The sequence below is a fragment of the Bacteroides sp. CAG:633 genome, from assembly GCF_000435115.1.
Classification (GTDB): Bacteria; Bacteroidota; Bacteroidia; order Bacteroidales; family Bacteroidaceae; genus Bacteroides; species Bacteroides ndongoniae.
On sequence record NZ_FR883157.1, the window covers coordinates 24,135 to 44,548 of the forward strand.

The 20,414-nt window shown below is 48.4% G+C and carries 16 protein-coding genes; 7 read left to right on the plus strand and 9 right to left on the minus strand.

Going from position 1 to position 20,414, the window contains the following annotated elements; genetic code table 11:
• From QVP67_RS15135 to QVP67_RS15150, 4 genes are all read left to right on the plus strand, one after another.
• Window positions 1-417, plus strand: a 417-nt coding sequence (locus QVP67_RS15135) for a DUF6769 family protein (protein WP_288180293.1), incomplete at its 5' end; no start/stop codon positions are given.
• A gap of 112 nt (window positions 418-529) precedes the next feature.
• Window positions 530-1,738 carry an efflux RND transporter periplasmic adaptor subunit gene (locus QVP67_RS15140; protein ID WP_022164392.1) on the plus strand — a complete coding sequence of 403 codons (1,209 nt, stop codon included), beginning with the start codon at window positions 530-532 and terminating at the stop codon, window positions 1,736-1,738.
• A 101-nt stretch (window positions 1,739-1,839) separates the two neighbouring features.
• Complete coding sequence (locus QVP67_RS15145) at window positions 1,840-5,052, plus strand: efflux RND transporter permease subunit (protein ID WP_022164393.1); 3,213 nt, start codon at window positions 1,840-1,842, stop codon at window positions 5,050-5,052.
• Window positions 5,049-6,275 (plus strand): TolC family protein, encoded by a 1,227-nt coding sequence (locus tag QVP67_RS15150; protein ID WP_022164394.1) that lies wholly within the window; start codon window positions 5,049-5,051, stop codon window positions 6,273-6,275. Before QVP67_RS15145 ends, QVP67_RS15150 begins: the two co-directional genes overlap by 4 nt.
• A 51-nt stretch (window positions 6,276-6,326) precedes the next feature.
• On the opposite strand, the gene QVP67_RS15155 is transcribed toward QVP67_RS15150, so the two are convergent.
• The 6 genes from QVP67_RS15155 to QVP67_RS15180 all read right to left on the minus strand — a co-directional run bounded on the left by QVP67_RS15155 (window position 6,327) and on the right by QVP67_RS15180 (window position 13,979).
• Entirely contained in the window at window positions 6,327-7,826 is a 1,500-nt protein-coding gene (locus QVP67_RS15155; protein WP_022164395.1) for a methyltransferase RsmF C-terminal domain-like protein, read from the minus strand.
• A 26-nt stretch (window positions 7,827-7,852) separates the two neighbouring features.
• On the minus strand, window positions 7,853-8,779 hold the full coding sequence (locus tag QVP67_RS15160) for an Rpn family recombination-promoting nuclease/putative transposase (protein ID WP_288180309.1): 927 nt from the start codon (window positions 8,777-8,779) through the stop codon (window positions 7,853-7,855).
• Between the two features lie 431 nt (window positions 8,780-9,210).
• A complete protein-coding gene (locus QVP67_RS15165; protein WP_288180294.1) occupies window positions 9,211-9,606 on the minus strand; it encodes a hypothetical protein in 396 nt (131 codons plus the stop codon).
• Window positions 9,607-10,118: 512 nt separating this feature from the next.
• Window positions 10,119-10,772 (minus strand): DedA family protein, encoded by a 654-nt coding sequence (locus QVP67_RS15170; protein ID WP_022164398.1) that lies wholly within the window; start codon window positions 10,770-10,772, stop codon window positions 10,119-10,121.
• 27 nt (window positions 10,773-10,799) lie between these two features.
• Window positions 10,800-12,215, minus strand: a complete 1,416-nt coding sequence (locus QVP67_RS15175) for a tetratricopeptide repeat protein (RefSeq protein ID WP_022164399.1) — start codon at window positions 12,213-12,215, stop codon at window positions 10,800-10,802.
• A gap of 24 nt (window positions 12,216-12,239) precedes the next feature.
• The gene (locus QVP67_RS15180) at window positions 12,240-13,979 is read right to left on the minus strand and encodes a glutamine--tRNA ligase/YqeY domain fusion protein (protein WP_022164400.1); all 1,740 of its coding nucleotides are present in this window, start codon (window positions 13,977-13,979) and stop codon (window positions 12,240-12,242) included.
• Window positions 13,980-14,500: 521 nt separating this feature from the next.
• Here QVP67_RS15180 and phoU point away from each other — a divergent pair.
• The 3 genes from phoU to QVP67_RS15195 all read left to right on the plus strand — a co-directional run bounded on the left by phoU (window position 14,501) and on the right by QVP67_RS15195 (window position 16,883).
• Window positions 14,501-15,187, plus strand: a complete 687-nt coding sequence (phoU, locus tag QVP67_RS15185) for a phosphate signaling complex protein PhoU (RefSeq protein WP_022164401.1) — start codon at window positions 14,501-14,503, stop codon at window positions 15,185-15,187.
• Between the two features lie 453 nt (window positions 15,188-15,640).
• Window positions 15,641-16,240, plus strand: coding sequence for a riboflavin synthase (locus QVP67_RS15190; protein WP_022164402.1), 600 nt, complete (start codon window positions 15,641-15,643; stop codon window positions 16,238-16,240).
• A 94-nt stretch (window positions 16,241-16,334) separates the two neighbouring features.
• Window positions 16,335-16,883: a nitroreductase family protein gene (locus QVP67_RS15195; RefSeq protein ID WP_022164403.1), complete on the plus strand. Its 549-nt coding sequence runs from the start codon at window positions 16,335-16,337 to the stop codon at window positions 16,881-16,883.
• A 252-nt stretch (window positions 16,884-17,135) separates the two neighbouring features.
• On the opposite strand, the gene QVP67_RS15200 is transcribed toward QVP67_RS15195, so the two are convergent.
• Genes QVP67_RS15200 through QVP67_RS15210 form a run of 3 tightly spaced genes read right to left on the minus strand, consistent with a single transcriptional unit; the run spans window position 17,136 to window position 20,411 of the window.
• Window positions 17,136-18,185: a DUF5106 domain-containing protein gene (locus tag QVP67_RS15200; RefSeq protein ID WP_022164404.1), complete on the minus strand. Its 1,050-nt coding sequence runs from the start codon at window positions 18,183-18,185 to the stop codon at window positions 17,136-17,138.
• 11 nt (window positions 18,186-18,196) lie between these two features.
• A complete protein-coding gene (locus tag QVP67_RS15205; RefSeq protein WP_288180296.1) occupies window positions 18,197-20,020 on the minus strand; it encodes a hypothetical protein in 1,824 nt (607 codons plus the stop codon).
• A complete protein-coding gene (locus tag QVP67_RS15210) occupies window positions 19,998-20,411 on the minus strand; it encodes a DUF5106 domain-containing protein (protein WP_022164406.1) in 414 nt (137 codons plus the stop codon). Before QVP67_RS15210 ends, QVP67_RS15205 begins: the two co-directional genes overlap by 23 nt.
• Window positions 20,412-20,414 lie beyond the last annotated feature (3 nt).

The following is a 20,414-nucleotide window of genomic DNA, read 5'->3' on the forward strand; positions in this document are numbered from 1 at the left end:
GAGAAAGAGAAAAAGTACATTGTATACTTGCTTTTTTTAGTCAGCATCATCATGCTGGCTGTACCCGTCTTTCCCCATCATCACCATGCCGACGGCCTCATCTGTATGAAGAACGATGTAGAGCCCAGCTGCTGCCACACACCTCATCACCATCACCCCGCAGGACATCCCAACTGCTGCCACGACAAGGGTTGCATCGCCAGCCACTTCGTTCAGCGTACCCCACGCACCGAGCGTCAGGCTCCCGTGCTGAAACCCGTCCTGCTGCCTGCCGTACTCAGCACATTCCTCAGGCAATTGTACGCCTTTGGCGAACCTTGCCAACCTGTTTCATACTCACCCTACATCGAGTCACTGCACGGTGTCTACATAGCCCGTGCCTCGGGATTAAGGGCTCCTCCCACCCATCTTGCATAATAGGTGCAGTGTGCCCTCGCACATTGCAACCCGGTTGCACTCTTTGGTCAGTACCTTTGCAGCCGGAAATCATACTCACATTATTTTGCAAGAACTTAATCCATTTATATCAATGAAGAAACTGATATTTCTGGGAGTCCTCGTTGCATTGTCACTAGGCTCCTGTCAGAACAAGTCCGCCCACGATCACGACGGACACAATCACGAGACCGAGAACCACGACCATGAGGCCGAACTTCACGAAGGACACGACCACGACGGTCATAACCACGAAGCCGAAGAAGGGCACAGTGCCGGCAGCGGTGAAATAGTCCTGCCACCAGCCAAAGCCCAGGCAGCAGGTGTAGAGGTCAGCACCGTAGAAGCGGGCGCCTTTCACCAGGTCATCAAGACCAGCGGACAGGTATTGGCCGCACAGGGCGATGAAAGCGTAGCCGTTGCCACTGTAGCCGGTGTCGTATCGTTCCGCAACAAGGTAGTCGAAGGTATGCAGGTAGGCAAAGGCACTCCGCTGCTTACCCTATCATCGCAGAACATGGCCGAAGGTGACCCCGTACAGAAAGCCCGCATCGCCTACGAAGTCAGCAAAAAAGAATACGAACGTATGAAGGCGCTGGTAGCCAGCAAGATTGTTTCCGAAAAGGAATTTGCCCAAGCCGAACAAGCATACGAGAATGCCCGTATCAGCTATGAAGCCGTAGCCCGCAACCATACTCCGCAGGGACAGACGGTTGTTTCGCCCATCGGCGGTTACGTCAAGAGCCTGTTGGTAAAGGAGGGCGATTACGTCACCGTAGGTCAGCCGCTGGTCAGCATCACGCAGAACCGTCGCCTCTTCCTCCGTGCCGATGTTTCCGAGAAATACTACAACGCACTGCCTTCCGTAGCCTCGGCCAACTTCTGCACGCCCTATAATAATAAGGTATATGCATTGAAAGAACTGGGCGGACGTCTGCTGTCTTACGGCAAAGCTTCGGGCGAAGGCAGTTATTACGTACCTGTCACTTTCGAGTTCGACAACAAGGGCGACGTTGTCCCCGGTTCCTTTGTCGAAATCTATCTACTTACCACGCCGATGGAAGGTGTTATCAGCGTCCCCCGCTCGGCCCTCACCGAAGAGCAAGGCAGCTACTTCGTCTACCTGCAACTGGATGAAGAATGCTACCAGAAGCAACTTGTTACCCTGGGTGCCGATGACGGCGAACGGGTACAGGTACTCACCGGCCTGCACGCCGGCGACCGTCTGGTGACCAAAGGCGCCTACCAAGTGAAGCTGGCAGGAGCTACGAATGCGATACCGGCACACAGCCATGAACACTAATTAAACGAAAAATGAAGAATGGAAGCTGCGCTTCCTAATGAAGAATTTTCCATACACAAGAATTCTTCGTTCTTCATTCTTAATTCTTCATTTAACAAGTTATGCTCAACAAAATCATACACTTCTCCCTTCAGAACCGCATTCTGGTGCTCGTAGCATCGGTGCTGTTGCTGATTGGCGGTACTTACACCGCCGTACATACGGAAGTAGACGTGTTCCCCGACCTGACGGCACCCACCGTAGTGGTGATGACCGAAGCCAACGGCATGGCAGCCGAAGAGGTGGAACAACTCGTCACCTTCCCTATCGAGACCGCTGTCAACGGAGCCACACACGTACGCCGTGTACGCTCCTCGTCTACTCACAGTTTCTCCGTAGTCTGGGTCGAATTCGACTGGGACACGGACATCTACCTGGCCCGGCAGATTGTCAGTGAAAAGCTTTCGCTCGTAGCCGAAGAACTGCCCGAAGGTGTGGGCAAACCTACACTGGGACCGCAGTCGTCCATCCTGGGCGAGATGATGATTATCGGCCTTACAGCCGACTCTACTTCCATGCTCGACCTCCGTACGCTGGCCGACTGGACCATCCGTCCGCGCCTGCTCTCTACGGGTGGCGTGGCACAGGTAGCCGTGCTGGGCGGTGACATCAAGGAATACCAGATACAGCTCGATCCCGAACGGATGCGCCACTACGGCGTCACGCTAGGACAAATACTGGAAGCTACCCGCGGCATGAACCTCAACGCCAACGGTGGTGTCATCTACGAATACGGCAACGAATACATCGTCCGCGGACTGACTGCCACGACGAATACGGAGTTGCTGGGAAAAACCGTGGTTAAAGCTACGAGTGATGAGCTACAAGCTACAAGTGGTAGTGGCAGCAACCCGTCACTTCCAATTCTATTGGAAGACGTGGCCGACGTACGCATCGGTGCACAGACGCCCAAGTTAGGTCTGGCTTCGGAACGCGGTAAACCTGCCGTACTGCTCACCGTGACGAAGCAGCCTGCTACCAGCACCCTGGAACTGACCGCCAAACTGGAAGCCTCACTGAAAGACTTGCAGAAGAACCTGCCCCCCGACGTGAAAGTTTCGACCGACATCTTCCGCCAGAGCCGCTTTATCGAGAGTTCGATTGGCAACGTGCAGAAGTCGCTCATCGAAGGTGGTATCTTCGTGGTCATCGTGCTGTTCCTCTTCCTGGCCAACGTACGTACTACCATTATCTCACTGGTCACCCTGCCCCTGTCACTTGTCGTTTCCATACTGGTACTGCACTACATGGGACTGACCATCAACACCATGAGTTTGGGTGGTATGGCTATTGCCATCGGTTCGCTGGTCGATGACGCCATCGTCGATGTGGAGAACGTCTACCGCCGCTTGCACGAGAATCGCCTCCTGCCGCCCGAGCGTCGCCTGCCCATCCTGCAGGTGGTATTCAACGCTTCGCGCGAGGTACGTATGCCTATCCTCAACTCCACGCTCATCATCGTGGTCAGCTTCGTGCCCCTGTTCTTCCTGAGCGGTATGGAAGGACGAATGCTGGTGCCGCTGGGCATCGCTTTCATCACAGCCCTGGCCGCCTCAACGGTAGTGGCATTGACACTGACACCTGTGCTCTGCTCGTACCTGCTGCGTAATAAAGAAGACAAACATTCTGAAGAAATCCAAGAACTTCCTGAAGTCACCGCTAAAGACTCCTCAGAGTCACCTGCATCCCCATCCAAAAATACCAATGGGGCCAATTCGGGCGACTCTGCCGTGGCCCGCACGCTGAAGAAAGCCTACGGCGCACTGCTCGAAAAGGCTTTGCATCACAAACGTGCCGTACTGGGCTGTACCATTGCCCTCTTTGCCGTCGCCTTAGGACTGTTCTTCACGCTGGGTCGCTCATTCCTGCCGCCGTTCAACGAAGGCTCGTTCACCATCAACGTCTCTTCACTGCCGGGCATCTCGCTCGAAGAAAGCGATGCTATCGGACGCCGTGCCGAAGAACTGCTGCTTACCATCCCCGAGATACAGACCGTAGCGCGCAAAACCGGACGCGCCGAACTGGACGAGCACGCCTTAGGCGTGAATACCTCGGAGATTGAAGCTCCCTTCGAACTGAAAGACCGGCCGCGCAGCGAAGTCGTGGCGGAAGTTCGCGAAAAGTTGGGCAGCATCGTCGGCGCCAACATTGAGATAGGACAGCCCATCAGCCACCGTATCGACGCCATGCTGTCGGGTACGAAAGCCAACATCGCCATCAAGCTCTTCGGCGACGACCTGAACCGCATGTTCGCCTTAGGCAACGAAATAAAGGACAAGATACAAGACGTTGAGGGCGTAGCCGACCTGACAGTAGAGCAGCAAATCGAACGTCCGCAGCTCACCATCACACCCCGCCGCGAGATGCTGGCACGCTATGGTATCACCCTGCCGCAGTTTGCTGAATACGTCAACGCCTGTCTGGCGGGTGAAGCCGTTTCGCAAGTCTACGAACAGGGCAAGTCGTTCAACCTGACCGTACGCATGCGTGATGATTTGCGCGACCAGGCACAGAAGATAGGCAACCTGATGATTGATACGGGCGACGGATTGCAAGTGCCGCTCAACTACGTGGCCGACATCCGCTCGACCATGGGACCGAACACCATCAGCCGCGAGAACGTAAAGCGTAAGATAGTCATCTCGGCCAATGTTGCCGACCGCGATCTGCGCTCCGTAGTGAACGACATTCAAGAACGTATCGACACCCAAATTCAACTGCCCGAAGGCTACCACGTAGAGTACGGCGGACAGTTTGAAAGCGAACAGGCAGCCAGCCGCACGCTGATGTTGACGTCGTTCATGTCTATCGTTGTCATCTTCCTGTTACTCTACCACGAGTTCCGCAGTACGAAGGAGAGTGCCATCATCCTTATCAACCTGCCACTGGCACTGATCGGTGGTGTGTTTGCCTTGTTGCTGACCACAGGCGAAGTGAGCATCCCTGCCATCATCGGTTTCATCTCGTTGTTCGGCATTGCTACCCGAAACGGTATGCTGCTCATCAGCCATTATAACCACTTGCAACGCGAAGAAGGCTATGGCATCTACGACAGCGTTCTGCGTGGTTCGCTCGACCGTCTGAACCCGATTCTAATGACAGCCCTCAGTAGTGCTTTAGCCCTTATTCCGCTGGCTTTGGGCGGCGACCTGCCCGGCAACGAAATACAAAGCCCGATGGCCAAAGTCATCCTGGGCGGTCTGCTGACCTCGACGTTCCTCAACGGATTCATCATCCCGATAGTTTATCTGCTAATACACACCAAGAAAGAATGAAGAAAATAGTAATCATTTGTGTATGCCTTGCCCTGGCGGCAGGGCTACACGCCCAAAACAGCATTGAAGCCATCCTCACCCAGATAGAGCAGAACAACCGGCAGTTGCAAGCCAATGCCCAGAATGTGAATGCCCAGAAACTGGAAAACCGGACATCCAATAACCTGGCCAATCCAACCCTGTCGTACGCCCATCTGTGGGATTCGGACGACAAGAACATCACCGTGGGCGAAATGGTCATTGCACAAAGTTTCGACTTCCCGTCGCTCTACATCACCCGTGCCCGCATGAACCGCTACAAGGCTCAGTCGCTCGACGCCCAAGCCCTTGCCCTACGCCAGGACATTCTGCTGCAAGCACAGGAAGCCTGCCTCGACATCATCATGCTGACCCGTCAGCAGTTCCTCCTCGACGAACGCCTGAAGAACGCCGAAGAGCTGGCAGCTTTCTACAAGAAACGACTGGAAACCGGTGATGCCAGTTCGCTGGAAACCAATAAAATCAATCTGGAATTGCTGAACGTACGTACCGAAGCCCGCATGAACCGTACAGCCCTGGAAAACAAGCTGCGCGAACTGACCGCCCTCAACGGCAACCAGTCGCTTGTCCCCGGCCGTCCTTTGGCCGAAGGAGCTGCTACGCCTCATGCACTCAACCTGGGGCTTACCGATTATCCCGATGTCCCCCTGCCTGCCGACTTCGGCCCCTTGTGCGACGAGCTACTGGCTTCCGACCCCACCCTGCTTGCCCTGCAGAACGACGGTGAAGCTGCACGCCGCCAGCTGTCTGTCAGCCGTCAAGGCTGGTTGCCCGACCTGGAACTGGGATATCGGCGCAACACCGAAAGCGGACATCCGCTCAACGGAGTGGTAGTAGGTTTCTCCTTTCCCATCTTCCAGAATCACGGAAAGGTAAAAATGGCACGCTCGCAACTGCAAAGCATCGATTACCAAAAGGAGAATGCTCGACTGAGTGCTTCCACCGCCTTATGGCAGCTCTACGAAGAAGCTTCCAACCTGCAAGCCTCCATACATGAGTATACCGAGACTTTCGGCCGTCAGCAAGACTTGCGCCTGTTGCGCCAGGCACTCGAAGGCGGACAAATCAGCATGATAGAGTATTTCGTAGAAGTATCCGTAGTCTACCAAAGCCAGACCAACTTGCTACAACTGGAGAACCAGTACCAGAAGGTAATGGCCAGAATATACAAGAGCAAGCTTTAAATAATGAAGAATAGAAAATGGAGAATGAAGAATGGAAAAAGAAAACATTCATCATTCTTCATTTCCCAAGGTTTCCGGTTGCTCCGGTACATAACTGCTCCGGATGCGCCACTCCTGTGGATAAAGATTATTGGCACGATTGCCGATGTTCTTCACAAATCCAAGAGGAAAACCACGGTACGTAAGAAGTACAAAACCGCGAGGGGCTGTGTCCGAAAGGACTACAGCCTCTTTGCGCAAATAGGCAATAGCAGTAGGATAATCCACCTCCTCGCAGGCAAAAGCATCTTGCCGAAGCAGGCTACTCATGGCCAGCGCATGGGCGGGAATACAGTCTTTCCCTTTCACTCCAGCCACTTCTACACCTGCCTGCATCACTTTGACATGCTGCTTCAAAACTGTCAACAAAGGTAGCCATGCCGTAGGGAAAGCCGCCAGCGTCTGTCCTTCGGGCATCAAGGTGTAACCTTCCGCATCACGCAGCCAGCCTTGCACCATTGCCAGCTGTTCCTTTCCGAAAGCCGATCCCGAAGAAGCCTTTCCTCCATTTCCTTTCTTCCCGCGCTGTTTGCCCGCCGACTGTCTATCCGCGTTCATCCGTCCCGTTTGCATCATCGATATGTCTTCGCTTGCTGTTTCTTCTGCCTCACCAGCCTTACGCAATACAGCCAGGAAGAATCCTTCTCCCTGCGTCTTATGTGGTAAGAAGCGATAGACTGGGAAATCTTCTCCAACCAGCAGATTGCCGGTAATCCCCCATTCAGCTGGCACGTCGAGCGGCAGCACTTCGGCTCCCAACTCCCGACACAACCAACGCACATTTTCTTCGTTCTCTTTCGTATTATAAGTACATGTACTATATACCAACAGTCCACCCGGCTTCAGGCAAGGCCAGATGTCTGTCAGGATGCGCCGCTGACGCTGCCAGCAGATTTCGACATTCTCCGCACTCCACTCGCTTATGGCAGTCTCGTCCTTACGGAACATGCCCTCGCCCGAACAGGGAACATCGGTCAGAATAAAGTCGAAAAGGTGTTCCAAAGGTGTGAAATCGGAAGGATCGCTATTCGTCACCACCACATCAGGATGCCCCCACTTGGTCAGATTCTCGGCCAGTATCTGGGCACGGTTGCGTATCACTTCGTTGGCTACCAGCAGACTGCCGTCAGGCAACAGGCTACGTACATGGGTAGACTTTCCGCCCGGAGCGGCACAAAGGTCAAGCGCAGCCAACGGTCTGCCCGGCAGGTAACGCTTCAACGCCTGCTCCACAAACATTGACGACGCTTCCTGCACGTAGTAGCAACCGGCATGAAACAACGGATCGAAAGTAAATGCCGGACGCTGATTCAAATAGAATCCGCGTTCCGCCCAAGGCACCTTGTTCAATGAAGAATGAGAAATGACAGAAGAAGAATCTGTACACTTTTGGGCATTCACACGTATGCTGACCGGCTGTTCCGCCTCCAGCAGAGCGGTAGCCAGACTGTTATATTCTTCCTCGCCCAACAAAGCGCGGGTATATTCAGTAAATAAAGGAGGTAATTGCATGATAATCTTCTATCTTCTCAAATTTCTTATAATGCAGCAATTTCTTCCATGCTCAATCCTGTACTTTGAGCAATAAGTTCAATAGAAACACCGGCTTCCTTAAACTTGCGTGCCAATGCCTTCTTCTCTTCTGCACGGCCTTCTGCAAGTCCTTCCGCACGGCCTTCCGCAAGCCCTTCTGCACGACCTTCTGCACGGCCTTCTGCACGACCCTCTGCACGGCCTTCCAACTTGGCAGTATCCAGCACATCATTCTGTATCATTACGGCATTGATATGCTCGTCGTACACATGACGTTCCTTGGGCGACATATTGTAATACTTCAGTTTCTCCCTCGCCTCGGCCAATCCCGGTGCCGTGGTATCAGAACTGATTTCGCCACTTTTCAGATACGAGATCCATTCCTCCAGCGGTGTCTTTGCTACCTTATTGAACTCGTTCACCCTAATCAGGTAGTATTCGGGGAACACCTCGCGCGGCATCTTGCGGATGATTGCTCCTTCCTGCTTGGCCGAAATGCTCAATTCGTCGCCGGTATGCACCCCAACAAAGTTTGTCACTCCGTGATACAAGTAGTCGCTGCCTTTACCGATGTCGAAATAGAGAATACTGATGGAATATACCTTTTTCACCTCTGCATACGAATTCCCCAAAGAGATGTGCTCCGTAATGGCTTTCGAAACACCATATAGCACTCTCTCCAGATAGTACAGTTCTCGCGTATTCTGTATTTCAACAATGATGATGTCCCCGTTCTCCTCTTTTGCCTTGATGTCCACACGATTGAACTTATCATCATAGTTCGTCTGGTTGGCTTCGCTTTCGAGTATTTCCAGAATGGTGATTTTCCGTTCTAGCAACACGGTGAGCAAGCCTTCGAGTACTACAAAATTGGCCTTATCTCGCAACATACGCTTCATGGCCCAATCGAATCGGATGTATTTGTCTTGCATCATGAGGAAGAGGTTTTGAGTTTATAAGTCTTTGAGTTATTGAGTCTTTATTTTCTGGAGTTTCTTACCAGATGCAGCAAATATACGAAAAGGTAGTTGCAGCGGCAAATGAAAACAGGGTTTTCTAAAAAAGTTCTTCGTTCCAAGTTTCCCAGTTAGGGAATTTCCATTCCCTAGTCAGGAAATTCTCGTTCCCTAGTTAGGGAATTGCAGTTTCTCAGGCAAGAGACAATATTTATCCAACTTTCTACAGAAAACAAGCCATACCGTTTTAAGGACGATATGGCTTGACAAACAAAACAAACAATCACTTATCTCGATCGATAAGTAATGCCTGCATCCAGTTACGCTAAACTGAAAACAGGCTCCCGAATCACCTCACGGTGACTTTTATAGAATAGGTCACATTCTATGTCCTCTGTGACGGAAACTTAAAGTTCCAAAAAACGGCTTATTTCCTCAAAAGCGGCATCCTTAAGCAACACTTTCTTTTGTCCATCCAGCAAATAAAGCGAAGGCATGGCTTTCAGGTCGTACAGTGTGCCGGTCTTCACCGCCTCGTGGTCGGCACCTATCGTCCAACCTTCGGACATATCGGGCAAGGCTTTGCGCCAGACCTCTTCGTTGCCTTCGGTATAAATAGCCAGTACACTCATTCGTCCCGTCTGCACCGCTTTTGCCAGTGCTGCGCTGGCCGTCATCTGTCCCAATACGGCGTGGCACGACTCACATTCCGACTGCGTAACAGTGGGAGAGTAGGTAGTCGCCGTTTTAGTAGAAGCCCCTTCGGAGAGTTCCGGAGGGGCTTTTTTGTTTTCCCTCCGCATATACACAGAAACTCTCCTTTTCTTTCAGGCACGGATGCCACGGAAAGCCACGGGAAAGCCGCGCCTGAAAAACGATAATCCCGCATGTTATTCTTTTGAATTGTGCTTTCCAAATACGCTAACTGTGCAGTTCCAGTGCACTGCCTGCTGCACTGTTAGTGCACCAACTGTTGCACTGCGAGTGCACTGACTACTGCACTGTGAGTGCAATAACTGCTGCACTCGCTGGGGATAACTGGGGAGTTTTAGAAGGATAATAGGCATTCATTTCTTTCTTTTCAGATCTCTTTCTCCCTTCAGAAAGTAGGTTGTCAAAAGGATAACTGATAGTTTGTTGTTCCTTTAGTTAACGGCTACTCTTATCCGATAAATTGTGGCTTGGAAAATGAATGACTCATAGTTGTTTGTTTAGGGGATTGAGATAAGAGCTGACTGCGTAATAAAAGAACGGGAGAAAATAGAGCTTTTAACTATATTTTCTCCCGTTCTTTTGATGAATTCTTGTGATGTCGTTATTTCTTCTGTTTTTTCTTTTTCAGTCCTTTGTAAGCAATGAAGGCTATTACCAGTATGGCTAATGCCAGAATACAATATCCTATTTCATGGCTGTATTTGGTTGCCATGAGATAAACATCATTGGTTGTTTTTAGGGGAGTGGAGCGATAGATTATGTATCCAAGTATTGCCAGTATCGTGTTCCAGATTCCGGCTCCCAAAGTGGTATATAGTAGGAATGGACCCATTTTCATTCCGGCCAGTCCGGCTGGGATACTGATAAGCTGGCGTACAGCCGGTATCAATCGTCCGAAGAAGGTAGAGGCTGCACCGTGCTTACGGAAATATTCTTCGGCATGGCGTACCTTTTCTTCATCGATCAGACATATGTGTCCAAAACGGCTGTTGGCAAATTTATAGACGATAGGACGTCCAAGCCATTTTGCCAGGTAGTAATTGACCAATGCTCCCAAGTCGGCTCCTATGGTTGCAAAGACTACGACCAGGATTATGTTCATACTATCGTCTGCCATAGCTTTCCATGCAGCCGGTGGCACTACTGCTTCAGAAGGGAAAGGTATAAACGAACTTTCGATAGCCATAAAAATAGTGACTACCCAATAATTCAGGTTTTCCAGTACCCATTTGAGAAGTTCTGCTACTGATTCCATTTTTTTCTTCTACTTGGTTTTAACGATTTATTTCAGTGATTCAAAAATATCTTTCATGATTTTAGCCATTTCCTCCCGCTCTTCTCCGTTCATCATCTGCTGCAATTCTTTTAACTCATCTTGGCTGATGGGTTTCTTACAAAGCTGGTTGTACTTCATAAAATTCTCTTTATCATGCAATATCAGATAAATGGAGGTTAGTCTTTCGTTGATACCTTCGTAATCGGGAGCATCTTTTTTGACGTGTTCGAAGGCTACTCGTGCATATTCTATCTGATTGATTTCCATGCAGATGAGTCCTATTTCGTTCCAAGTCTCCGGATAGGGGGCGATTTTCAGAGCCCTGGCCCATTGCTTGATTCCCTGTTCGGGATTTCCATCTTCCATATAAATTCGGCCAGATATCAGATAGTTCTCCACATCATTCGGATCGGTTCCTATGGCTTTGCGGCTATATTGGTAAGCTTTCTCTTTTTCTCCCATTTTGAAGAGGCAGAGGGCAGCATTGGAATACAGCATGGCTAGTGGAATAGTCTTTTCCTCGTAACTGTCTATGGCAGCCTTAAGATAGTGATAGGCTTGCTCCCATTCATTTTGGCTGATATGTCCCATGGCAATGAAGGTATAGACAAAGTCGTGAGTCAGCACTTGCAGTTCTTCGGCTTTCCGGTAGCTTTCCAAGGCTTTCTTGTCGTTTCCAAGCTGGTAGAACGAATGTCCTTTGACTACGTATGCTTCGGCAAATTCGTCGTCGGATATGATGGCATAGTCGCAGGCATCGATAGCCTTGTCGTACTGTTGTTGCTCGAAATAACATCGTGCCAAGCCAAACCAATAAGGGGCAGAATAGGGATTTTTGTCTATCAGTTTATTGTAGTATACGGCTGCTTCGTCGAACTTGCGCTCTCCATACAGGCAGTCGGCCACTACAGCCAAATAGGCTTCATCTTCATCATAAAGTCCCTTTCCTATCTCTAACCATTGTGAGGCCTTCTGCGAATACCCCATGTCATTGTAGAGGTAAGCTACCTCAATAATGTTGGCCAGTTCCTCTTTGTCTTTAATGGTGTTGATCAGCTTTTCAGCTTCTTCCAGTTTGCCTTCGCCCATCAGTATGTTGGCCTTCAGTATTTTTACTTCGGAAGAAAAATCGTCGGTGATTCTTTCGACTATTTCTTTGGCCTTTCCACGACGTTGAGTGTCCAGGAACAGGTAAGCCCGCTCCACCAACAACGCAGTGTTGTTGGGGTGCAGGCTCAGTCCATATTCAGTGGTTTCCAGAGCTGTCTGAAATTTATTCCGCATGGCATACCAGTCCGCCAAGTCCGCCAGGTCGTCCGCATCCATATAGATTGGCATTCTTTCCCTTTGGGCTTTTTCGTATTGTTCTGCCAGTTCGTACAATTCTTTGTCTCTTCCAGACAGTAGGTTTTTTCTGTTCATCAATAGTAATAACTCCTTTTTGATTTATTTGTTGATTTTTCCCCAAGTATCTTTCAATCCTACAGTTCGGTTGAAGACCATCTTCTCGGGAGTAGAGTCCTTGTCTACATTGAAGTAGCCGATACGTTGGAACTGCAGATAGGTAAGAGGCTTCATGCCGGCTGCAAACTTTTCGATGTAGCAGCAGGGCAATACCTGAAGCGAGTCGGGATTGATAATTTCCTTCATGGCGGTCAGTGCATCGCAGTTTTTAGCTTCGCGAATGGCAGCCAGTTCATCGCGTGGGTTCTCCACTTTCCACAGGCGGTCGTACAGACGAACCTCTGCTTCCAGACAGTGTGCACAGCTTACCCAGTGGAGTGTACCTTTTACTTTTCGGTTGGCACCCGGCATACCGCTTTTCGAGTCAGGATCGTATTCGCAATATACCTCTACCACTTCGCCGGCTTCGTTTTTCTTGCATCCGGTACATTTTACGATATAGGCATTTTTCAGACGTACTTCCTGTCCGGGAGTCATGCGGAAATACTTTTTCGGAGCATCTTCCATGAAGTCTTCGCGTTCCATCCACAATTCGCGGCTGAATTCGATCATGTGACTGCCTTCTTCGGGATGTTCCGGATTGTTGATGGCTTCCAGCTCTTCTACCTGTCCTTCCGGATAATTGGTGATAACCAGTTTTACCGGATTCAGTACAGCCGAAATGCGGGTTGCACGGTCGTTGAGGTCTTCGCGTACGGCACTTTCCAGCAATGCAAACTCGTTGAGTGCATCGTAGGTCGTGTAGCCAATCTTGTCAATGAACTTATGGATTGATTCCGGTGAGTAGCCACGACGGCGGAAACCGCAAATGGTCGGCATACGGGGATCGTCCCAACCGTTGACAAGTCCTTCTTTTACCAAGGTCAGCAAGTTACGCTTGCTCATGAGTGTATAACTCAGGTTCAGTTTGTTGAATTCGTACTGACGGGGACGGTTGTCTTCCAGATCTTTTCCTTCCTTCAGCCAGTCCACGAACAAGTCGTACAGCGGACGGTGTACCACAAACTCCAGTGTACAGAGCGAGTGGGTCACGCCTTCGAAGAAGTCGCTTTGACCGTGGGCGAAGTCGTACATCGGATATGCTTTCCATTTTGTTCCCGTACGGTGGTGCGGATGTTTTACGACGCGGTAAATGATCGGGTCGCGGAAGTGCATATTGGGGTTAGCCATATCTATCTTGGCACGCAGCACCATGGCTCCTTCTTCTATTTCTCCATTGTTCATTTTCTGGAACAGTTCCAGATTTTCTTCAATGGGACGGTTGCGGTACGGACTTTCCACACCCGGTTGTGTAGGTGTACCTTTCTGGGCAGCAATCTCTTCGCTGGATTGTTCGTCGATGTATGCTTTTCCTTCTTTAATCAGCCGTATAGCAAAATCCCAAAGTTGCTGGAAGTAGTCGGAAGCATAATATTCGTTTCCCCACTGATATCCCAGCCACTTGATATCTTCCTTGATGGCTTCTACATATTCTACATCTTCTTTAGTCGGGTTGGTGTCGTCAAAGCGCAGGTTGCACACACCACCATGAGCAGCTGCAATACCAAAATCGAGGCAAATTGCTTTAGCGTGTCCGATGTGAAGATAGCCGTTAGGCTCTGGCGGAAAACGTGTCTGTACTCTTCCTCCGTTTTTACCTTCTTTCAAGTCGTTCTCTACTATCTGCTCAATGAAGTTCAAGCTTTTCTTTTCGCTTGTTTCTTCGCTTTTCATTTCTGCCATAATTGTATCTTTTCGTAGTTTTCACTATTTTCAACTTTGCAAAAATACGACTAATTTTTTGGTATATTGCTATTTTGCAGGAATTATATCCGTGCTTTTTTATGATTTCCTGAAGGGGGGAGCAGCATCGGTAGTCTATGAAGTGCCTGATGGTGTCGGGCTATTGTCATTTCCGGTTGTAAACGGTGGAAAAGTATCCAAGGGGGATGTAACAGAAATGTAACACTTTTGTAACAGATCTTTCAAAATGCAGTCATATCCTCTTAACATCCGCTCTGTTTCTTTGCATATCCAATGTAATAGGCTTAACTTTCGCAAGTTTTGGTTTCACCGAAACTTACAAGAGTTAAAGGGGGAGAAGAAGTGGCCGTTCTCCGGTGGAGTTTGGAAGTTAAAGGTCGGTAGAACAGGTTACGACTGATTTCCGCACTATTGGCTTTGAATATTATAAATTCTTAGCTTCCAATGGAATATTGAAACAGAAACTTAAATAAATCATCAATTATAAAAACAAAAAAGTTATGGTAAAATTTATCGAATCGGAACTCGTCTTGCTGAAAAAGGAGATAGAGGAGATGTGGAATCTGGTGTACAACCAGCTTGACAGGGCAGGAGAAGCAGTACTTACTCTTGACCGCGAACTGGCACAGCAAGTGTTGGTCCGTGAACGTCGTGTCAATGCTTTGGAATTGAAAATAGACAGCGATGTCGAAGATATCATTGCTTTGTACAATCCGGTAGCAATTGATTTGCGTTTTGTGCTGGCCATGCTTAAAATCAATACCAATCTGGAGCGGTTGGGCGATTTTGCAGAAGGTGTAGCACGTTTTGCCATTAATTGTAAGGAGCCAGCGTTGGATGCCGAACTGATCAAGAAACTTCGTTTGGAAGAAATGATCAAACAAGTACTTTCGATGCTGGAACTGGCCAAAAAAGCTCTTCAGGAAGAAAGTCAGGAGTTGGCTACCTCTGTTTTTGCTAAAGACAACCTGCTGGATGAAATCAATGCCGAGGTGACGGCAATTCTGGCCGATTATATAGTGAAGCATCCCGAAAGTGCATTGACTTGTTTGAACCTCATCAGTGTGTTCCGCAAACTGGAACGTTCGGGCGACCATATTACAAATATAGCCGAGGAAATCGTTTTCTTTATCGATGCGAAGGTATTAAAACATAGCGGACGCACGGATGAAAACTATCCCCGTTAATATAGGAAAGAAAACAGTTTTTTAGGATAATTTTAGTGTTTCAAGAAAAAAAATCTTATATTTGTTCCTTGAAAAAGGTGCGGATGTAGAAAATTGCTTTCAAATGATAACAAATCCAAAAGTTTTCTCAAAAAGATGTTATAAGACATGTTTTTTAATTTGGCTGGTATCTCGAAAAGCCGCTATATTTGCATCGTTATCCTGAAAACAATCTTTTTACCTTAAAAAAAAACTAATACCTATTGAAAACTGAAAAAGGTGGCTTTGTGAAAAGCTGCCTTTTTTGTTGCCCCTTCTTTTAGTCAGAAAAGAAAAAATGTCTATCTTCGCAAAGTATAAATCTTAATAATAATAGGTGAGTTTATCAGTTTGTAAGTTTGTGGGTTTTCGAGCTGAAACAAAATAACTTATAGACTCATAAACCTAACCCAAAAAGAATTAAATACTTAGTATATGTTTTCCGGAATCGTAGAAGAATGCGCCAAGTTGGTGGCGATGGTAAAAGAGCAGGAGAATGTGCATTTCACTTTCACATGCTCTTTTGTAAATGAGTTGAAGATTGACCAGAGTGTGTCTCACAACGGTGTATGCCTTACGGTAGTCAGCATGACCGATGATACCTATACGGTAACAGCCATGAAGGAAACGCTGGACCGCTCCAACCTCGGTTTGTTGCAGGTAGGCGATGAAGTGAATGTAGAACGCAGCATGATGATGAACGGACGTTTGGACGGACATATCGTTCAGGGCCATGTCGATCAGACTGCTACCTGCATTGATGTTAAGGATGCTGAAGGCAGTTACTATTTTACCTTCCGTTATGCCTTTGATAAGGAGATGGCGAAGCGGGGCTATATCACTGTCGACAAAGGCTCGGTGACAGTAAACGGTGTCAGTCTGACGGTGTGCAACCCTACCGACGATACCTTCCAGGTTGCCATCATTCCTTATACATTCGAACATACCAACTTCCATGCCATCCGGGTAGGAAGCGTAGTCAATTTGGAGTTCGATATTATAGGAAAGTATATCAGCCGGATGATACAGTATTGAGGCTTTACCCAGAAGGGGATTTCAAGATGAAAGCTGGTTGAGATTTACTATCAACCTGAACTTGATAGGTGAAACCTAAATTTTAATGATAGATATGTTTGCAGAGTCTGATTTTCTTCGCCTGGTCGAGGCACGGCAGAGCGACCGTGCTTACGATGTGTCGCGTCCGGTGGAGCAGGAGAAGCTGGAACGCATATTGCGGGCGGCACGTCTTTCGCCGTCGGCCTGCAATGCGCAGCCGTGGAAGTTTGTCGTCGTTACCGATCCCGAGCTGGCCGCAGCAGTCGGAAAGGCTACTGCCGGACTGGGCATGAACAAGTTTGCCCGCAACGCGCCGGTTCATATTCTGGTGGTGGAGGAATCCATGAATTTCACTTCCTTCTTAGGTGCCAGGATAAAAGATAAATATTTCCCGCTGATCGACATCGGCATTGCTGCCGCCCATATTGTACTGGCAGCCGAGAGCGAAGGACTTGGGTCGTGCATTTTAGGCTGGTTCGACGAGAAAGAGATTAAGAAGCTGATCGGTATTCCTTTAGGCAAACGGTTGCTGCTTGACATCACAATCGGATATCCCGTGAAAGAAAAACGACGGAAGTCGAGGAAACCGGCAGAAAAAGTCATCAGTTACAATCATTATTAAAATGGGTATTATAGCCCGATTATTTCCCAGTTAGAGCAACATATCTCTCTGACTGGGATTTTTTTCCTGACAGGAGAAAAAACAAGCCATACCGCATTGAGGCAGTATGGCTTGACAAACAAAACAAACAATCACACTTATCGCACTGATAAGTGCTGCCAGTTCCAGCTTCTCTAAGCCATGAACAGGCTTGCACGTCACCTCACGGTGACTTTTTTCTGTACCCCTCTGTGTTCTCTGTGGTTGAGCAACTCAAAATCCTAAAAAGCGACTTATCTCTTCAAAAGCGGCATCTTTCAGCAATACCTTCTTTTGTCCGTCCAGCAAGTAGAGCGAAGGCATGGCTTTCAGGTCGTACAGCGCACCGGTCTTCACAGTCTCACGGTCGGTGCCTACCACCCAACCTTCGGGCATATCGGGCAAGGCTTTGCGCCAGGCTTCTTCGTTGCCTTCGGTATAAATGGCCAGTACACTCATTCGTCCCGTCTTCACAGCTTCTGCCAGTGCCGTGCAGGCTGTCATCTGTCCCAATACGGCGTGGCACGACTCACATTCCGGGTCGTAGAACACCAGTAACAAGCGGTCGCCCTTCACCGGTGTAGCGGCCAGCGTACAGCGGTTGCCGTCGGGCAGGTAGTAGGTGAAGTCCGTTGCCCGGTCGCCCGGATTGTTGCGCTTCAGCAGGTTTAACCTGAAGCTGAATCTCGAAACTTGTGCCTCCCCTTTGGGGAATTCCTTGATCAGTGCTTCCAGATACATGCCCGGATTGTTCCGTTTCAGCAGGCTTAGCCTGAAGCCGAATCTCGAAATTTGTGCATCCCCTTTGGGGAATTCCTTGATCAGTGCTTCCAGATACATCCCATACAGATGTTCGTTGTAGAAAGGTGAATTCGGATTGTAGAGGTAATCATCCGCCATCTTTATCAGCACCGGGCATGCATAAGTCGAAGGAATAAACCTCCTGCACCAGTTCTCCATGCTTTCACGCATCAGTTCGTCCGGCGTCGTGCCATCTGCCAGCAGGGCGATGAAGTTCACAAAGCCCTGTTCGGTCACGTCACGGTTGTCCACCAAGGTGGTGTCAGCAAAGTCGAAACGCTCCCAGTAGTGGGTGAGGAGGTAGGACTTGCGGGCTTCGGGTTCCGTCAGGGTGGAGGGGATGGTGGGGAAGGGGAACTGTGCCTGCTGTTGTACGACGGCAGAGTCCGTATGGGTACGTTCCTTTGCCTCTGCCGTGCTTGGCTTGGCACGGCAGGAGGTAAGGAGTAATATGAGTCCAATATATATATAATATCTAATCATAATCGTAAAAACTAATTTGTCGGGAATGTATATCCATCGGGAACGTCACGAACACAGCGAACACCATGTGATGCCAACCAATCCCAATATCCAGCATCATTATAACCTCCTACCTCACAATTAACATTAGAAGTCGCAACAAATCCCAAACGAACTTTACTGTTACTGAACTGGGTACAACATAAAGAATTTAAATCAGCCACATCCAAAGATCTTCTTATCATTACAAGCTCGTTCAAATTGGGTACACGCCACTTTGCACCTCCATCGCCATCTTCATGATAATCAGTACATGGGTCTTCCTTAATTGCATTTGTAGTAGATCCCTTCCAACTGTAAGTTATGCCATTAATTTGAGGGGCGTTATAAGATCCATTTTTTATATTATTTAGAGCAATGATAATTCCGTCGCTAAAACGGTTCGCCGGGTCATCTTCATCATGTTCGTTCAACGGATCATCCGTTCTTACACGATACATGTCTGAAATCATACGATTCCTAAACTCCAATACAGTGTTTCCGTTTACAGTGTGCGATTTAAAGAAAGATTCTGGTTTCACGTCTAACTTTGTTATATTATCCTCTGTACCAGCACCTACAGCGGGCAATACTCTTACACAGCGAATAGGCATTCCCTGAGTTTTCGGTACTTTATCAGTACCAACATTTCCCCAAGCTCCCTTCTCTACCGCCCAATAGACACGCTCATTCGATTTACTGCTACTATAATACAAGGCACCATATCCGATATAATTGGATGGATAACCACTATAGGTCATCTGAGATTTGTCCCCTTGATAGAGCCTGGCATTACTGGAAATAGCCTGAGCTGCAAGTCCCATACGAAGATATTCGTTAACGGAAGCTAAATACCAACGCACTTCGTTGTCATCAATCTTACCATTTCCATTCAAATCACGGTTACGGGACATGCAGGCATTATCATAACGCTTTCTGTTATATGCATTAAGTTTGTGACTGGCATGTGTAGTGGTATTGGAAGATGTGTAACCATTCATACTTTGATTAATATAAGTAACCCATTTCCTTTTTGTATCAGAGGACCCTGCATCCAGCCATAGCAGCTGATTGGATCTTCCATTGTCAGAAGTTAAATCATCATCATCAACATTTCTGTCAGAAAATACAAGTGGTGCACTGTTCCAATCTATAGGTGTTTCATTGTATGTCTCCAGTCCAAAAGCTGCCATTACTACATCATTGCGGTCGCTATAAGGAGTTTGCATAGACAATTGGGAAATATACGAATACGCCTGGCTGTAAGAGCTGTTTCCATCGTCAGACACATCGCTACTCATGGCTATTATCATTTCACGCGGCATTTTATTAACAAAAACAGACCAAGCCGTAATACCTGCCCCAGTCAAAGGATGCTTGTAATAATAATATTCGTTGATAAAAGCGGTGAAACGTGCTTTATAGTCACCATCGACCTTGGTAATCAAAATTCCATCTTCATTAATTTCTTCAGTTGTAATATTATGAGTTCCCTTTTCTGGTTCATAGGTGTTTCCGTAAATTAACTTTACGGCTTTACCCATAGCCACAATAGCATCGTACACATCTATTAACTTTTTGCTCTCAGTTGTTTCCGTTCCTCCATAAACATCATCTGCGATGCCAGTTTCCCTACTCCATTCAGAAACTCCCGGATAAGCAGCAATTGTTATGTCTTTTTGTGGCCAAAGCTCTACCCATTTATAGTCAAAGCCTTTGGTAGGTTCAATTCCTGTACCGGCACCCTCAAGCACCTCTTTTTTGGTCAAAGCTCCATCTACTTTATTCTGTTCGTCAATATATATCTTGGTAATCATCTGCCATCTTCATCAGCACCGGGCACGCATAAGTCGAAAGAATAAACCTCTTGCACCAGTTCTCCATACTTTTCCGTGTCAGTTCGTCCGACGTCGTTCCATCTGCCAGCAGGGCGATGAAGTTCACAAAGCCCTGTTCGGTTATGTCGCGGTTGTCCACCAAGGTGGTGTCGGCAAAGTCAAACTGCTCCCAGTAATGGGTGAGGAGGTAGGACTTGCGGGTTTCGGGTTCCGTCAGGGTGGAGGGGATGGTGGGGAAGGGGAACTGTGCCTGCTGCTGTACGACGGCAGTGTCCGTATGAGTACGTTCCTTGGGTTCTGCCGTGCCCAGCTTGGAACGGCAGGAGGCGAGAAACAGCAAAAAGCCTATCAGTAATCCGTATCTATTCATAAT

Bases quoted from the DNA above. Each gene is read 5' to 3' on its own strand.
- QVP67_RS15200 (WP_022164404.1), bottom strand. From the start codon at position 18,185: ATGATTAGATATTATATATATATTGGACTCATATTACTCCTTACCTCC.
- QVP67_RS15205 (WP_288180296.1), bottom strand. From the start codon at position 20,020: ATGATTACCAAGATATATATTGACGAACAGAATAAAGTAGATGGAGCT.
- QVP67_RS15155 (WP_022164395.1), bottom strand. From the start codon at position 7,826: ATGCAATTACCTCCTTTATTTACTGAATATACCCGCGCTTTGTTGGGC.
- QVP67_RS15140 (WP_022164392.1), top strand. From the start codon at position 530: ATGAAGAAACTGATATTTCTGGGAGTCCTCGTTGCATTGTCACTAGGC.
- QVP67_RS15165 (WP_288180294.1), bottom strand. From the start codon at position 9,606: ATGCGGAGGGAAAACAAAAAAGCCCCTCCGGAACTCTCCGAAGGGGCT.
- QVP67_RS15160 (WP_288180309.1), bottom strand. From the start codon at position 8,779: ATGCAAGACAAATACATCCGATTCGATTGGGCCATGAAGCGTATGTTG.
- QVP67_RS15210 (WP_022164406.1), bottom strand. From the start codon at position 20,411: ATGAATAGATACGGATTACTGATAGGCTTTTTGCTGTTTCTCGCCTCC.
- QVP67_RS15145 (WP_022164393.1), top strand. From the start codon at position 1,840: ATGCTCAACAAAATCATACACTTCTCCCTTCAGAACCGCATTCTGGTG.
- QVP67_RS15150 (WP_022164394.1), top strand. From the start codon at position 5,049: ATGAAGAAAATAGTAATCATTTGTGTATGCCTTGCCCTGGCGGCAGGG.
- QVP67_RS15195 (WP_022164403.1), top strand. From the start codon at position 16,335: ATGTTTGCAGAGTCTGATTTTCTTCGCCTGGTCGAGGCACGGCAGAGC.
- QVP67_RS15190 (WP_022164402.1), top strand. From the start codon at position 15,641: ATGTTTTCCGGAATCGTAGAAGAATGCGCCAAGTTGGTGGCGATGGTA.
- phoU (WP_022164401.1), top strand. From the start codon at position 14,501: ATGGTAAAATTTATCGAATCGGAACTCGTCTTGCTGAAAAAGGAGATA.
- QVP67_RS15170 (WP_022164398.1), bottom strand. From the start codon at position 10,772: ATGGAATCAGTAGCAGAACTTCTCAAATGGGTACTGGAAAACCTGAAT.
- QVP67_RS15175 (WP_022164399.1), bottom strand. From the start codon at position 12,215: ATGAACAGAAAAAACCTACTGTCTGGAAGAGACAAAGAATTGTACGAA.
- QVP67_RS15180 (WP_022164400.1), bottom strand. From the start codon at position 13,979: ATGGCAGAAATGAAAAGCGAAGAAACAAGCGAAAAGAAAAGCTTGAAC.